General features: G+C 66.9%; 14 protein-coding genes. 11 read left to right on the top strand and 3 right to left on the bottom strand.

Going from position 1 to position 14,126, the window contains the following annotated elements:
• The first annotated feature begins 2 nt into the window (after window positions 1–2).
• The 8 genes from minE to DES47_RS16250 all read left to right on the top strand — a co-directional run bounded on the left by minE (window position 3) and on the right by DES47_RS16250 (window position 9,021).
• Entirely contained in the window at window positions 3–266 is a 264-nt protein-coding gene (minE, locus tag DES47_RS16215; RefSeq protein ID WP_133701782.1) for a cell division topological specificity factor MinE, read from the top strand.
• A gap of 333 nt (window positions 267–599) precedes the next feature.
• Entirely contained in the window at window positions 600–1,739 is a 1,140-nt protein-coding gene (locus tag DES47_RS16220; protein ID WP_133701783.1) for a hypothetical protein, read from the top strand.
• 14 nt (window positions 1,740–1,753) lie between these two features.
• A complete protein-coding gene (locus DES47_RS16225) occupies window positions 1,754–2,182 on the top strand; it encodes a type 2 periplasmic-binding domain-containing protein (RefSeq protein WP_133701784.1) in 429 nt (142 codons plus the stop codon).
• Between the two features lie 75 nt (window positions 2,183–2,257).
• The gene (locus DES47_RS29610; RefSeq protein ID WP_279537340.1) at window positions 2,258–3,763 is read left to right on the top strand and encodes a methyl-accepting chemotaxis protein; all 1,506 of its coding nucleotides are present in this window, start codon (window positions 2,258–2,260) and stop codon (window positions 3,761–3,763) included.
• Window positions 3,764–3,878: 115 nt separating this feature from the next.
• Window positions 3,879–4,409, top strand: coding sequence for a GNAT family N-acetyltransferase (locus tag DES47_RS16235; RefSeq protein WP_243748335.1), 531 nt, complete (start codon window positions 3,879–3,881; stop codon window positions 4,407–4,409).
• Between the two features lie 91 nt (window positions 4,410–4,500).
• Window positions 4,501–7,143, top strand: coding sequence for a prolyl oligopeptidase family serine peptidase (locus DES47_RS16240; protein WP_133701786.1), 2,643 nt, complete (start codon window positions 4,501–4,503; stop codon window positions 7,141–7,143).
• Window positions 7,144–8,103, top strand: coding sequence for a carbohydrate kinase family protein (locus tag DES47_RS16245; protein ID WP_133701787.1), 960 nt, complete (start codon window positions 7,144–7,146; stop codon window positions 8,101–8,103).
• A 3-nt stretch (window positions 8,104–8,106) separates the two neighbouring features.
• Window positions 8,107–9,021 (top strand): pseudouridine-5'-phosphate glycosidase, encoded by a 915-nt coding sequence (locus tag DES47_RS16250; RefSeq protein WP_133701788.1) that lies wholly within the window; start codon window positions 8,107–8,109, stop codon window positions 9,019–9,021.
• On the opposite strand, the gene DES47_RS16255 is transcribed toward DES47_RS16250, so the two are convergent.
• Together DES47_RS16255 and DES47_RS16260 are read right to left on the bottom strand one after the other, a co-directional pair.
• Window positions 9,005–9,754, bottom strand: coding sequence for an alpha/beta fold hydrolase (locus DES47_RS16255; protein WP_133701789.1), 750 nt, complete (start codon window positions 9,752–9,754; stop codon window positions 9,005–9,007). The genes DES47_RS16250 and DES47_RS16255 overlap by 17 nt on opposite strands.
• A complete protein-coding gene (locus DES47_RS16260; RefSeq protein ID WP_133701790.1) occupies window positions 9,751–10,788 on the bottom strand; it encodes a M14 family zinc carboxypeptidase in 1,038 nt (345 codons plus the stop codon). The genes DES47_RS16255 and DES47_RS16260 overlap by 4 nt, the downstream gene beginning before the upstream one ends.
• Before the next feature lie 118 nt (window positions 10,789–10,906).
• On the opposite strand from DES47_RS16260, the gene DES47_RS16265 reads away from it, so the two are divergent.
• Window positions 10,907–11,116 carry a helix-turn-helix domain-containing protein gene (locus tag DES47_RS16265; RefSeq protein ID WP_133701791.1) on the top strand — a complete coding sequence of 70 codons (210 nt, stop codon included), beginning with the start codon at window positions 10,907–10,909 and terminating at the stop codon, window positions 11,114–11,116.
• A 14-nt stretch (window positions 11,117–11,130) separates the two neighbouring features.
• The gene (locus DES47_RS16270) at window positions 11,131–11,637 is read left to right on the top strand and encodes a Clp protease N-terminal domain-containing protein (RefSeq protein WP_133701792.1); all 507 of its coding nucleotides are present in this window, start codon (window positions 11,131–11,133) and stop codon (window positions 11,635–11,637) included.
• 20 nt (window positions 11,638–11,657) lie between these two features.
• Here DES47_RS16270 and DES47_RS16275 read toward each other — a convergent pair whose 3' ends face one another.
• Window positions 11,658–12,389: a LysR substrate-binding domain-containing protein gene (locus DES47_RS16275; RefSeq protein WP_133701793.1), complete on the bottom strand. Its 732-nt coding sequence runs from the start codon at window positions 12,387–12,389 to the stop codon at window positions 11,658–11,660.
• 180 nt (window positions 12,390–12,569) lie between these two features.
• Between DES47_RS16275 and istA the strand changes: the two genes are divergently transcribed.
• Window positions 12,570–14,108, top strand: coding sequence for an IS21 family transposase (gene istA, locus DES47_RS16280; RefSeq protein ID WP_133701794.1), 1,539 nt, complete (start codon window positions 12,570–12,572; stop codon window positions 14,106–14,108).
• Window positions 14,109–14,126: the final 18 nt, after the last annotated feature.

A 14,126-nucleotide genomic window follows, 5' to 3' on the forward strand; every position in this document is an offset into this window, starting at 1 on the left:
CGATGAATCTGTTTTCATTCCTGCTCGGTGAGAAGAAGAAAACCGCCAGCGTGGCCAAGGAGCGGCTGCAGCTGATCCTGGCCCACGAGCGCAACGGCCGCAGCGCCAGCCCCGACTACCTGCCGGCGCTGCAGCGCGAGCTGGTGGCGGTGATCTCGAAGTACGTCGCCATCAACCCGGACGACATCAAGGTGCATATGGAGCGCCAGGACAATCTGGAGGTGCTGGAAGTGAAGATCGAGCTGCCGGATCTGGTGACGCGCTAGACGTCGAGCCCTCGGCTCAAACAAACCCGCCGCCCGGAGTTTCCGGGCAGGCGGGTTTTTTTTGACCTGAATCAAGCAACGGCACATTCCGCACCAACTTGGGCCTCTTGTGCTATCGATTTTGTCAATTACACCATGAAATACGTTTTAACTTTTGTCACTTTTCCACCGATATGAGGGGGACAGCAGCTTTGCTGGGGTTGGGCTTGGTCCGGCGCCGGCAGGCACTTTTTTCATCACCAGGAGTCCCCTATGCACTCTCGTATTCACGTCATCGCGGCCGCATGCCTTGTGGCGCTCGCTTCCAGTGCCCAAGCTCAAGACGGCGCTTCCATGTTCAGCGTGTCGGGCTTCGGCACCGTGGGCGCCGTCAAGACCAGCACCGATATGGGGGCCTATCAGGCTTCCGTGCGCCCCGGTGGTGCAAAGTCCGACTGGAACACTGACGTGGATACCAAGCTGGCCGTGCAGGTGACGGCCACCTTCAACCCGATGTTCTCCGCCACCGGACAGTTGATGACCCGCGTCAATGGCGAGGGCAACTGGAACCCGGCCATCCAGTGGCTGTTTGCCAAAGCCAAGTTCGGCAAGGGCTTTAGCGCACGTGCGGGCCGCATCGGCGCGCCGTTCTTCATGGTCAGCGACTTCCGTGACGTCGGTTACACCAATGTCTGGGTGCGTCCGCCGGTCGATGTCTACGGCCAGGTGAACTTCAGCACCTTTGACGGTGCCGATCTGCTGTACCAGGGCGATGTGGGCCCGGCCAGCATCAATGCGCAGGTTTTCGGCGGCAAGGCCTCGGTGGACTTCGGTGGCGGCGTCGACGTCAAGCTGAAGAACCTGCTGGGCTTCAATGCCTCCGCGGAGATGGGTCCGGTCACCGTGCGTGTCGGTCATCTGAAGACGAAGCTGACGGTGCTGGGCAGCGCCGGGCTGAACTCCCTGGTTGGCGGACTCAAGCAGGTGGGCCAGACGCCGGGTCTGGGCGGCCTGGTCACCCTGGCCAATGACATGGATGTCAACGGCAAGAATGCCACGTTCACCGGCATCGGCATGGCGCTGGACTGGAACAACATCGTCGCCAGCGCCGAGTTCACCAAGCGCCGCACCGACAGCTATATCGCCGACACCACGGGCTGGTACACGACCGTCGGCTATCGCGTCGGCAAGTTCACGCCCTATGTCACCCTGTCCGAGATCCAGCAGGACAGCCCGACCTCATCCAACGCGATTCCGCCGCTGCCGCAGCTTGCGCCGCTGGCAGCCGGATTGAACGGTCTGCTGCGCTCGCTGGGGCAGAGCACGACCGCCGTGGGCGTGCGCTGGGATGCCATGAAGAATGTCGCCGTCAAGGGTCAGTACGACCGGATCAAGGTCGATGCGGGTGCCGCCGGTCTGTTCAACAGTGCCCTCCCGGGCTTGGGTGGCACGTCGGTGAATGTCTATAGCGTCGTTGTCGACTTCGTGTTCTGAGGAGGGGCCCTGTCATGAAGAACCAAATCTCCTCTCTTGCCATTGCCCTGGCCGCCGTGTTCGCCGCGCCGGCAGCGCTGGCCCAGGTCGCAGTCGTCGTCGGTGCCAAGAGCCCCGCGACCGCACTCAACGCCGAGCAGGCGGCCAATCTGTTCCTGGGCAAGTCCGCCCAGCTGCCCGGCGCCGGCAATGCGGTGCTGATCGACCAGGCCGAGTCGGCCGCGGTGCGCGACCAGTTCTACACCAAGGTGGCGGGCAAGTCGGCGGCCCAGGTCAAGGCGGCCTGGTCGCGGCTGGTGTTCTCGGGCAAGGCCACACCGCCCAAGGAAGTGGCCAATAGTGCCGAAGTCAAGAAGCTGGTGGCGGCAAACCCGGATGCCGTGGGCTACATTGAAAAGAGCGCAGTGGATGCGTCGGTCAAGGTCTTGCTGGCCGTTGACTGACGTTCTAGACGGGCGAGACCCCCCGGCAGCGCCCGGGGGTTGATCACAATAACGAGGTGCCGCATGAGCGTCCGCATGAAGATTTGGGCCCTGCCCATCATTGCCACAGTGATCTTTTCGCTGGGCATTGTGGTGGTCTTGTTCTCGTCGATGGGCACGATGAGCACGATCAAGGATGTGGGTGGCAGCAGCTACCCCTACCTTGATGCGACCACGCAGATGGGTAGCCAGTTGGAGGCGCTGTCGGGCACGATACAGAGCGCGGTAGCCGAGGGCGAGAAGAAGCGCCTGGATGAGGCCAACGAGCGTGCCACCGGCATACGCAAGACATTGGCGCGCATCGTCGCCCTGCCTGCCCATGCGGACGAAGGCAAGGCGCTGACCCAGGACTTCGAGGGCTATTACGCGGCAGCACTGGACACGGCCCAGCTGTTTCTGGGCGTCAAGCAGGGGGATGGCGCTGCCTCGGTGCCCGCCATGCAGGCGGCGCAGAAGAAGCTTGAAGAACGGCTGAAGAAGGACCAGGCCAAGGCCCAATTGACATTCTCCGAGGGCCTCAGCGGCGCCGAGAGCGGCGTGCGTGCCAGCCTGTATGCGACCCTGATCAGCGGCCTGGTGGTCGTGATCGTACTGGGCATCGCCTCCTGGCTGGTCATCGGCAGCGTCTGGAGCCAGCTGGGCGGCGAACCCGAATATGCCCGCGAGGCGATGCGCGCGATGGCCCTGGGCGATCTGTCACAGAAGATCGAGCTCAGCCCGGGCGACGAGACCAGCCTGCTGGCCGCCGTCGCGGCCATGACCGAGGGCCTGCGCAGCATGGTGTCCGGCGTGCGCACCAGCACCTTCCAGATCACCGATGCCTCGCGCGAGATCGCCGCCGGCAATATGAACCTGTCGGTGCGGACCGAGGAGCAGGCCTCCTCGTTGGCGCGCACCGCCAGCAGCATGGAGAAGATCACCGGCACCGTCCAGCAGAACGCCGAAAGTGCGCGCATGGCCAATCAGCTGGCCAGCTCGGCCTCAACCGTGGCCACCCAGGGCGGTGAGGTTGTCGGCGAGGTGATACAGACCATGGGCACGATCTCGACCTCGTCGAAAAAGATCGCCGACATCATTGGCGTCATCGACGGTATTGCCTTCCAGACCAATATCCTGGCCTTGAACGCGGCCGTGGAAGCTGCCCGTGCCGGCGAGCAAGGCCGCGGCTTTGCCGTGGTGGCCGCGGAAGTGCGCAGCCTGGCCCAGCGCTCGGCCCAGGCGGCCAAGGAGATCAGCTCGCTGATCAAGGCCTCGGTCGAGCAGGTCGAGCACGGTTCGGTGCTGGTGGAGCGCGCCGGCAGCACGATGCGCGAGATTGTCAGCTCGGTTCAGCGTGTCGGCGACATCATTGCCGAGATCTCGGAGGCCTCGAAGGAGCAGGCCACCGGCATCGGCGAGGCCAGCGCGGCAATCGCCCGCATGGACGATTCGACGCAGCAGAACGCGGCGCTGGTGGAAGAAGCCGCCGCCGCTGCCTCCAGCCTGGAGCAGCAGGCGGTGTCGCTGACGGAAGCGGTTTCCAGCTTCAAGCTGCAGTCCTAGCGGCCCCTCGTCCAGGGAATTTGCCGGGAATTTCCGGGTCAGAGCGGGATCGGCCCCTTTTGAGGGCACAATCCCGCCTCCCCGGAAGATTCGTATGCAAAGCAGTCCATCGCTCATGTCTCGTCAGTTGTCCCAGTACCAAGTTCGTCCCGCCACGCTTCGCGATGCCAAGGCCATTGCCCAGGTCCATGTCGCCGCCTCGCAGGCCGCTTACGCTGGCCTGGTGCCCGAGGACCATCTCAAATCCCTGTCGGTCGAAAAGCGCCAGGCCTTCTGGCGAGAAGCCATCGATCTGTGCGAGCCCCAGGTGCTGGTGGCCACCGAGAACGATCAGATCGTCGGTTTCGTCGGCTTTGACCGCTCGCGTGACAAGGGCACGCCGGCCACCACTGGCGAGATCTGGGCGATCTATGCCAATCCGGCCCTCTGGGGCACCGGCGTTGGCGCTGCGCTGTGGGAGGCCGCACGCGACGGTCTGGTGGAGGAGGGCTGTACCAAGGCCACGCTGTGGACCCTGTGGCGCAACGAGCGCGCCCTGACCTTCTTTGACCAGGCCGGTTTCAAGGCCGACAAGGGCTCGGCCCGCACGACCGAAATCGGCGGCGCCAAGATCGAAGAGATCCGGCTGCAGCGCGCCATCGTCTGACGGCTCCGGGCGCCAGGCGCCCCGGCCGGCATCAACAGACACCTAGAATCGCGGCTCGCTGCCCGCCGGCGGCAACTACCTGCGACTCTTCATGATCCTGAACCGCACGCTGGCCGCCCTGGCCTTTGGCGCGCTGGCCGTCCTTGGCAACAGCCAGGCGGCCTCCGCTCCCATCTCTGCCGCTGCACTCAAGCCGCAAGACCTGACCCTCGAGCAGCTGTACCGGGCCAAACCCTATCGCGGCGTCGATGCCAAGGGCATGGACTTTAGTCATGACGGGCGCTACCTCGCCTATCTGTGGAACCCGTTCGGCGAGGCTGGCACGGACCTCTACATCCACGACAGCCTGACCGGCCAGACCCGGCGCATCACCTCGCTGGCGGTGATGCAGGCCTATGACGCACCCGAGGATGTGGCCCGCTTTCGGCGCAAGGCCGAGCAGCGTGAGCGCGAGTACGCCCAGACCCAGGCCCGTATGCAGGACCAGGCCGCCTATCTGGCCGGCGCCAAGGTGGACCTCGGTGCCTGGGAGCGCGAGGCGCTGGAGCAGGCGAAGAGGGAGTTCCTGGACAAGAAGGCCAGGGATGAGGCGCAGAAGCGGCTGGAGGCCGAGCGCCTCGGCGACGAGCCGAAGAAGGAGGCCGACAAGACCGATGCCGACAAGGCCCGGGACAAGGACAAATCCGCCGACAAGGAGCTCTGGGAGTGGCGCGACGAGCTGAAGAAGAAGCTGGCGCGCGACAAGCTCAAGCCCACTGACACCTATCCCGGCGTCGAGGCCGTGCAATGGGCCAACAAGGCGCCCGAGCTGATCTTCCAGTACCGCGGTGACCTGTTCCGCGTGCAGGCTGCCAGCGGCGCGATCGAGCGCCTGACGCAGACCGACAGGCCCGAGCGCATCGTTGCCTACACGCCCGACGACAGCGGCTATGTGTTCATGGACGAGACCCGCGTGCTGCGGGCCGTTTTTGCCCAGGGCGGCGTGACGCAACTGAGCCGCGAACTGATCCATGCCGATGATGCCGAGCGCAAATACCGCATCGAGCGCAGCGTGCTGACAGAGGACCAGCGCTTCATCGCCCTGATCGCCCGCGCGCCGCTGAGTGTGGGTGACAAGATTCCTGCACCGCCGCCACCCAAGGTCCGGCAGGTCGAGATCATGAATTACGGCGAGCGTTTCGCCACCGCAAAGAAGGTGGACCGCGAGGTCTCCGACGACAAGCGCCTCCAGCAGCCCTTGGCCCTGTTCATCCGCAAGGTCGGCGCGGCCAACGCCGCACAGCCCGAGCCGGTGTTCAGCCATCCCGGCGGCGATGTCTGGTTCGAAATGAGTGCGCTGTCCTGGGCCAAGGACGGCAGCCGCTACACCTTTGCCACCTGGGAGCGTGAGAAGCAGCGCCTGCGCATCTATGTCGGCCTGGCCGATGAGGCGGCAGTACCCGAGCTGGTGCTGGAGCGCAAGGGCGAGGGCAAGACCGGCCATGAGGTGGTCAATGTGATCGCACCGCGCTTCACGCCCGATGGCAAGACCATGATCGCCGTGCTGGACGACGAGGGCTATCGCCAGCCCTATGTGATCGACACCGCCGCACGCACGGCCCGGGCCCTGCTGAAGGGCGAGTTCGAAGCCCATGGACTGATCGGCTTCACGCCCGACAGCCGCCACGTGCTGCTGGCCGCCAACAGGGACGATCCGGCGGCGATGAACCTCTATCGGGTGGACCTGAGCAACGGCGCGATGCAGGCGCTGGGCCGGGCGGGCGACTATCACCGCCAGCCCCGTGCCTCGGATGATGGCCGCAAACTGGCGGCCGTGGCCGGCAACTGGGCTCAGCGGCCCGAGCTGAAGCTGATTGATGCGGCATCGCCGCAGCCGGCGACACGCACCTTGACCGACAGCCACGACAAGGCCTGGGCCCAGGTGGACCTGCTGCGCCCCGAGCGCTTCAGCTTCAGGAACCGCCATGGCGACCTGGTCCAGGGCTATGTATTCAAGCCGCCGGGTTGGAGGGCCAGCGACCGCCGCCCGGCCATCGTCTATCTGTACGGCGGGCCGCTGAATGACCGCCACACCGTCGAGGTGGACAGCTTCCAGTCCACGGCCTACCTGTTCGGCATGTATATGGCCGCAAGGCATGGTTTTGTCACGGTGGCCTTCGACCCGCGCGGCCAGTCCAACTATGGCCGGCGCTTCAGCGCCGCCAACTGGGAGCAACCCGGCCAGGCGCAGACCGAGGACCTGCAGGACCTGGTCAAGCATCTGGGGCAGGGCTGGGGTGTGGACACGCAGCGCCTGGGCCTGACCGGCTGGAGCTTCGGTGGTTTCCAGACCCAGTACACGATGTACACGGACCCCGATCTGTTTGCCGCCGGTGCAGCCGGCGCCGGCCCCACCGAATGGGAGAACTACAACAGCTGGTACAGCGGCCGCACCCTGGGCAAGACCGAGCGCAGCAAGACCACGCTGAAGCGCTTCTCGCTCCTGCCGATGGCCAAGGGGCTGAGGAAGCCGCTGCTGCTGGTGCATGGCATGCAGGACCCGAATGTGCTGTACCAGGACACCGTCAACGTCTATCGCGCCCTGCTCGAAAGCGGCAAGGAGGGCCTGGTCGAGCTCTTCCTCGATCCGGACGGCGAGCATGGCCTGGACGGCGCCGTCAACCGCAAGGCGCTGCACAAGCGCTACGAGCGCTTCTTCCTGCAGCACCTGGGCCGCGTCGGCGGCAGACCCTGAATGGCCAGCAGCCTGCTGCCGCCGCCGCGCGCCCTGGTCTGCTGCCTCGGCGGTGCCAATGTGGACCGCAAGCTGACCAGCCTGGCGCCGCTGCAGATGGGCACCTCCAACCCGGTCGCGCAGCAGGAGACGCCCGGCGGTGTGGCACGCAATGTGGCCGAGAACCTGGCCCGCCTGGGCCTGCCGGTGAGCCTGCTGACGGCCGTCGGAGACGATGCCTCGGGCCGCGCGCTGCTGGAGCATGCGGCCGCCGTGGGCATCGCCACCGGCGGCAGCCTGCGTCTCGCCGATCAAGTCACCGGCAGCTACACGGCCGTGCTCGATGCCAACGGCAGCATGGTGCTGGCCATGGCCGCGATGGCCCTGTGCGAGGCGCTGACCCCCGACTACCTGGCCGGCTGCCGCCCGCAGCGCGCCCAGGCCAGCCTGACGGTGGCCGATCTGAACCTGCCCGCCGCCTCGCTGCAAGTGCTGCTGGACGAGGCGCGGGCCAGTGCCGCGCCGCTGGTGCTGGTGGCCGTCTCCGCGCCGAAGATGGCGCGGCTGCCGCAGGACCTGAATGGGCTGAGCCTGCTGGTGCTGAACCGCGACGAGCTGGAGGCGCTGGCCGGCGAGCCGCTGCCGAACCTGCGCGCCTTGACCCAGGCCTGCATGGCCCTGCGCGCGCGCGGCGTGCGGGATGTGGTCGTGACCTTGGGCTCCGAGGGCGTGGCCCACACCGCTGGCGACAGATTGCAACGCCATGCGGCGCCCAAGGTCAAGGTCGTCGATGTCACCGGTGCGGGTGATGCCTTCAGCGCCGGCCTGTGCTGGTCCCTGAGCCAGCAGCCGCAAGACCTGGCCCTGGCCTGCCAACGCGGCCTGGCCCTGGCCGCACTGACCCTGCAAAGCCCGGCCTCGGTCTGCCCCGATCTAAACCCCAACACTCTGCTGGAGCCGGCCGCCCGAGGCCGTGGCTGAAACATGAACGACTACCTGGTTTTCTCCAATGAAGTGGCCGCCGCGCGCGCCGCCGGTCTGCCCGTCGTGGCACTCGAGTCCACCATCATTTCCCACGGCATGCCCTATCCGCAGAATGTGCAGACGGCGCGCGAGGTCGAGCAGATCATCCGTGACGCCGGCGCGGTGCCGGCAACGATTGCCATCCTTGGCGGCAGGATCCGCGTCGGCCTGTCGGCGGCCGAGCTGGAGCAGTTGGGTACCTCGCCCGACGCGATGAAGGTCAGCCGCCGCGACTTGCCGTTTGTGTTGAGCCAGGGCGGCGTGGGCGCCACCACGGTGGCGGCGACGATGATCTGCGCCGAGCTGGCGGGCATCGAAGTCTTCGTCACCGGCGGCATCGGCGGTGTGCACCGCGGCGCCGAGACCAGCTTCGACATCTCGGCCGATCTGCAGGAGCTGGCACAGACCTCGGTGGCCGTGGTCTGCGCGGGCGTCAAGTCGATCCTCGACATCGCCCTGACCCTGGAGTATCTGGAGACCCATGGCGTGCCGGTGTTGAGCGTTGGTCAGACCAACTTCGCCGCCTTCTACACGCCGGACAGCGGCTTCAAGGCCGACTTCCGGCTGGATGCACCTGCCGAGCAGGCGCGCTTCATCCGCAGCAAGTGGCAGCTGGGCCTTAAGGGCGGCGTCGTCGTCAGCAACCCGGTGCCGGCCTCAGCCGCGATGCCGCGCACCGAGATCGATGCGATCACTGCGCAGGCGCTGGCCGAGGCCGGTGCCCAGGGCATCAGCGGCAAGGCGGTCACGCCCTTTCTGCTGGCCCGCATCAAGGAGCTGACCGGCGGACGCAGCCTGGCCACCAATATCGCCCTGGTCAAGCACAACGCGCGGGTCGGCGCGGCGCTGGCCGTGGCGCTCAAGGCTGCGAGCTGAGCCAGTCGATGATCTGATCGACGACCCAGCCGCCATCGTCCAGCGGCAGGTCATGGCCGGCGCTGGGGTGCTGGCGCAGCGGGCATTGCCAGGCTAGAGCCAGCGCGGCCGAGCAGCGGGAATCGACCAAGCTATCCTGGCCGCTGTTCAGCAGCAGCAAGGGCAGGGCGGGTTTCTCGAGCGGGGCGCGGTAGCGGCTGGCGGCCCACAGCTGGCGCAGCGCGTTGGCGCGGCTCACCGGGCAGTCGCGGCGGTAGCTCAGCCATTGCGCCAGCCGCTCGGCCTGTGGCGTGCCGGCATGGCGGCTGGTCAGGCGCAGCACCGTCTGCTCCCACTGCAGTGGAGTGGCGCCCAGGGCCAGCCGCAGCAGGGCAGGGTAGTTGGCCGGGCGCAGGCGGTGATGAACGGGGCTGAACGGCCGCAGGCTGGTGTTGATCAGCACGGCGGACTGCACGGCGCCGGCATGGCGCTGCGCCCACGCGACCGCGACCATGGCGCCCAGCGACATCGCGATCACGTTCACCGGTGTTTTCAAGCCAGCGCGCCGAGCCTCGCAGAAATCGGCCATTGCCTCAACCGTGCTCGGGCTGCGCTCGCGGTGCCACTGGCCATTGCCGGGCAGATCGAGGGTCAGGACCTGGCTCCCTGGCAGGGCCTTGGCCAGCAGGGCAGGGAAGTCGCCCCAATGCCGTGCCTCCCGCGTCAGCCCGCGCAGCAGCAGCCATGTGTTCACGGCTTGTTCCGAAGGGGTTGCCTTCGGTACCAGAGATCGAGCGCCTGCTGCTGATGCTGCTCGCGCTCATCGCCCCGCGGCAGCCAGCGCGGGTGGCCGCAGGCGGCACGGGTCAGGAAATCCAGCCAGGCCATATGGCTGCGCAGCACGCGCTGCTGGCGGTGGGTGATCAGCGGATTGAAGATGCCATGGCGGCTGAACAGCTGGCGCGGGTTCTTCTTGACCCACAGCCAGGAGCCCATCTCCAGGGTCAGCGGCAGGAAGATGCGGTCGGGTTGCTGCAGTGCCTGCGCGTACAGGTGGTCCCACAGATCGCCGTGGGCCAGGTAGTGGCGGCTTTGCGGTTCGAACAGATAGCGGTGCACCGGGTGGCTCTGATCGAAGATGCGCTTCAGCGCATGGATCTCGGCCAGGTGGGCCATCGGCGGCGTCTTGTGGGCATAGGGAAACCACAGCCTGTCATTGAGGCCGAAACCGGAGTGACAGTCCAGCGCCAGGCTGAACGGGTGGCTCAGCAGCTCCTGCTGCACCAGCGCGCACAGGGCCGCGCTCTCGACCTCCATCGCCGCGCCCTCGGCGCCGCGGTACCAGGGCAGGTCGGCGCTGAGCCGTTGGCCACCGATCATGAACAGGGCCCGCTCGCCGGCGTCGACCGGCGCATTGCGCATCAGGTCGACACCCTTCGGATTGGCCCGTGTGCCGCGCCACAGGCCGCCGGGGTTGACGATGGGCATGAAGACAAGACGAACCGCTTCCAGCTGGCGGTGCAGGCCGGTGTCCCACTGCAGGCGCTGCACCAGGCTGCTCAGATAGGCCAGCACGACCTCGGCGCCGATGCGCTCCAGCCCATGCACGCCGCCGAAGAATCCCACCGCCGGCACGTCCGGGCCGGGGTTGCCGAGGCAGACGGCATAGAGCGGAAAGCTGCGCTCGCCGGCCTCGGCCGTGGCCACTACCCGCGTCTGCAGCTGCGTGCCGCCGGCCTCGATGATGCGTTCCAGCTCCAGCAGTTCGGCGGGGGTGTCGTGGGTCACGGGGTGGGCTGAGCAGGCGTTGCCGCAGCTTAGCGGCCGCAGATGCCAATCGTGTGACAGCAGATGAATTTGTCAACAACCGTTGACGAGAAGATCGCTCGTCAACTAAAGTTGACCTATGAAAATGCCCTACTCCCTGTCTTCCAGCGACGACCCCGAGCAGGCACTTGCCGCCGTCGTGGCGCTGCGCCTGATGGCCGACAAGCTCGAGCGCCAGGCCGTCGCCAAGGCCTTGGAGCAGTGCTGGTCATGGGCCCAGATCGCGCAGGCACTGGGCGTTTCCAAGCAGGCGGCGCACAAGCGCCTTGCCGGCTTCATCAAGCAATGAACAGGGAGTTCACGATGTTTAAAGGGATCAGACAGCGCCTGCGCGATATGGGCACGATCAAGGCGCTGTGCAAGGGCGCGGAACGCCATGCGCTGCGCGACGGCCAGGCCGAACCCGGCGCCGAGCACTTCCTGCTGTCGGCGCTGGAGCTGCCCGATGGCTCGGCGCGCCGCAGCTTCGAGCGCTTGAAGATCGATCCGGCTCAGTTATCCGCCGCCATTGCCCGCCAGCATGGCGAGGCTTTGCGAGGCATCGGGCTGGATCCGGAGCCACTGGCCGCACTGGATACCGCGCCGCAACCGGCGGCCCATGGGCTGTACTGTGCCAGCGCCTCCGGGCAGGCGGTGATGCAGGGCCTGGCCGCCGGCCGGGGTCAGCCGCTGCTGAGTGCCCATGTTGTGGCGGTGATTGCCGGCATGCGCCATGGCGTGGCGGCCAGAACGCTGCGTGCCCTTGGCCTTGAGCCGCAGGCGCTGGCGGCCAGCGCTGCGCAGGAGATACAGGCGTCAAGGTTCGGTTGACGGGCCAGCTGACGATCCGCTCAACCCAGCAGCAGGGCCGGCACGCCGGCTGCCAGCGCATCAACCGCCGCACGCATCTTCATCGAGAGGTGCTGCGTGTAGGGCCAGACCGCGTGGACGTCGGTCGTCAGCCGGTGTGCGCCGTCCCAGACGGTGGCCAGTGTCCGGGCCCGCAAATGGGGGGCTGCCAGCCAGCGTGGCAGCCGGGCCAGGCCATGGCCGGCCAGGGCCGCATCGCAGATCGCCTGCACATCGTCGAAGCGCAGGCGAGGGCGCACGCGCAGCTGGACGGACTGGCCTTCGCTGCCCACCGCCTCCCAGGGGCTGTCCGGCCCGGGGTTGCGATAGACGATGCCCAGGTGCTCGGCAAAGTCCTCGGCGCGTGCGGGCATGCCGTGCTGCTGCAGATAGGCTGGTGCGGCGCAGATCACCCAGTCGTGCGCGCCCAGCCTGCGTGCGGCGAGGCTGGCGCTATCGGGCAGCGGGCCGGCGCGCAGGCCCATGTCGAAGCCTTCCTCGACCAGATCGATGACTCGGTCGGTGAAGGCAATCTCCAGATCGAGCCGCGGATGCTGCGCGGCAAAGCGGCACAGCAGCGGAGCGATGACATGCCGTCCCAGCAGCAGTGGCGCGGTGATGCGCAGCCGTCCGACCAGCTCGCGCCGGCCCTCGTCCAACGCCGCCTCGGCCGCGTCAAGCTCGGCCAGCACGCGCTTGCAGCGCTCGTAGAAGGCCTGGCCCGCCGCAGTCATGCGTATTTCAGCCCATCGTGGACAGCGTTTCAGGCTGATGGTGGACGGGATTTCAGCGTGATGGTGGACGGCATTTCAGCCTGATCGTGGACGCTGTTTCAGCGTCATCGTGGACGATGGGGGGGGGGCGCAGGTGATCTTTGACCGGCATAGGCTGGCCGCTTTTTGCGGGCCGATCCGATGCCAAACAACAGAGTCACGATGCGCCGTATCCGAGAGGCATTGCGCCTTCATCTGCAGGCCGACCTGAGCTTCAGCGAGGTCGGCCGCGCCCTCAAGATCTCCAAGAGCGTGGTCGGCAAGTACGTTTTGTTGGCGCGCGTGGCAGGCGTGAACTGCGCCGTGGCCGACAGCCTGAGCGATGAGGCTTTGGAAGCCCGGCTGTACCGGCCGCCGATGGCTAGGTCGAGCCACCAACTCGCCCCCGACTTCGGCGTCGTTCACCAGGAGCTCAAGCGCCCAGGCGTCACACTGATGCTGCTGTGGGAGGAGTACGCCAGCGCCAACCCGCTGGCCTACAAGTACACGAGCTTCTGCATCAAGTACCGCGAGTTCGCGAAGGCACAGCAGCGCTCGATGCGCCAGGTGCACGTCGCTGGCGAGAAGCTGTTCATCGACTACGCCGGCGACACCGTGCCCATCGTCGCTGCGGGCACCGGCGAGATCACGCAGGCCCAGATCTTCGTGGCTGTGCTGGGCGCATCGAACTACACGTTCGTCTACGCTACGCCGCGCCAGACCACCGAAGACTGGATCGGTGCGCAGGTATTGGCGCTGGAGTTCTTCGGCGGCGTGCCCAAGTTGATCGTGCCCGACCAGGCCCGGGCGCTGGTCAAGACGCACGGGCGGTATGACCCGGAGCCGGGTCGAGCGTACGAAGAATTTGCCCAGCACTACCGATGCGCAGTGCTTCCGGCTCGCCCCGCGCACCCTCGCGACAAGCCGAAGGTTGAAGCCGCCGTGCTGCTGGTGCAGAGGTGGATCCTGGCGCGTCTTCGCAACCGTCGTTTCTTCAGCTTGGCCGAGCTCAACCGGGCCATCGCCGTGTTGCTGGTGGACTTGAACCAGCGGCCGTTCAAGAAGCTTCCCGGCTGCCGGCGCAGCGCGTTCGAGCAGCTCGACGCGCCGGCGCTGACGGCATTGCCGGCCGAGCGCTTCCAGTTGAGCCGCTGGAAGTCGGCCAAGGTCAACGTCGACTATCACGTCGAGTTCGACGGCCACTACTACAGCGTGCCCCACCGGCTTGTGAACGCCAAGGTCGACGTGCGCGTCACCGGGGACTTGCTGGAGTGCTTCGCGTCCAACCAGCGCGTGGCCAGCCACGCGCTGAGCGCCGCGCGCGGCGGGTTCACAACCGCTCCCGAGCACATGCCGGCGTCGCACCGGGCGCACCTGGAGTGGACGCCGGCCAAGCTCATCGCCTGGGGCGAACGCATCGGCGTGAGTACGGCGGCGGTGGTGACTTGGCAGATGACGCATCGCCCGCACCCCGAGCAAGGCTACCGCGCGTGCCTGGGCCTGCTGGCGCTGGCGCGCAAGTACAGCGCACCGCGCCTGGAAGCCGCCTGCACCCGCGCTATGGCGATCCGCGCGCCGAACCTGCGCAGCGTGACCAGCATCCTGCAGTGCGGTTTGGACAGCCAACCCAAGCCGCTGGACGCTGCCGACAACCCGGTCATCGCTCACGAGAACGTGCGCGGCCCGGACTACTACCACTGACCACCACGAGAGAGAACA

The organism is Roseateles toxinivorans (genome assembly GCF_004362525.1).
GTDB classification, from domain to species: Bacteria; Pseudomonadota; Gammaproteobacteria; order Burkholderiales; family Burkholderiaceae_C; genus Paucibacter; species Paucibacter toxinivorans.

Coding starts and splice junctions, on each gene's coding strand:
- minE (WP_133701782.1), top strand. CDS start 3: ATGAATCTGTTTTCATTCCTGCTCGGTGAGAAGAAGAAAACCGCCAGC.
- DES47_RS16220 (WP_133701783.1), top strand. CDS start 600: ATGTTCAGCGTGTCGGGCTTCGGCACCGTGGGCGCCGTCAAGACCAGC.
- DES47_RS16225 (WP_133701784.1), top strand. CDS start 1,754: ATGAAGAACCAAATCTCCTCTCTTGCCATTGCCCTGGCCGCCGTGTTC.
- DES47_RS29610 (WP_279537340.1), top strand. CDS start 2,258: ATGAAGATTTGGGCCCTGCCCATCATTGCCACAGTGATCTTTTCGCTG.
- DES47_RS16235 (WP_243748335.1), top strand. CDS start 3,879: ATGTCTCGTCAGTTGTCCCAGTACCAAGTTCGTCCCGCCACGCTTCGC.
- DES47_RS16240 (WP_133701786.1), top strand. CDS start 4,501: ATGATCCTGAACCGCACGCTGGCCGCCCTGGCCTTTGGCGCGCTGGCC.
- DES47_RS16245 (WP_133701787.1), top strand. CDS start 7,144: ATGGCCAGCAGCCTGCTGCCGCCGCCGCGCGCCCTGGTCTGCTGCCTC.
- DES47_RS16250 (WP_133701788.1), top strand. CDS start 8,107: ATGAACGACTACCTGGTTTTCTCCAATGAAGTGGCCGCCGCGCGCGCC.
- DES47_RS16265 (WP_133701791.1), top strand. CDS start 10,907: ATGAAAATGCCCTACTCCCTGTCTTCCAGCGACGACCCCGAGCAGGCA.
- DES47_RS16270 (WP_133701792.1), top strand. CDS start 11,131: ATGTTTAAAGGGATCAGACAGCGCCTGCGCGATATGGGCACGATCAAG.
- DES47_RS16275 (WP_133701793.1), bottom strand. CDS start 12,389: ATGACTGCGGCGGGCCAGGCCTTCTACGAGCGCTGCAAGCGCGTGCTG.
- istA (WP_133701794.1), top strand. CDS start 12,570: ATGCCAAACAACAGAGTCACGATGCGCCGTATCCGAGAGGCATTGCGC.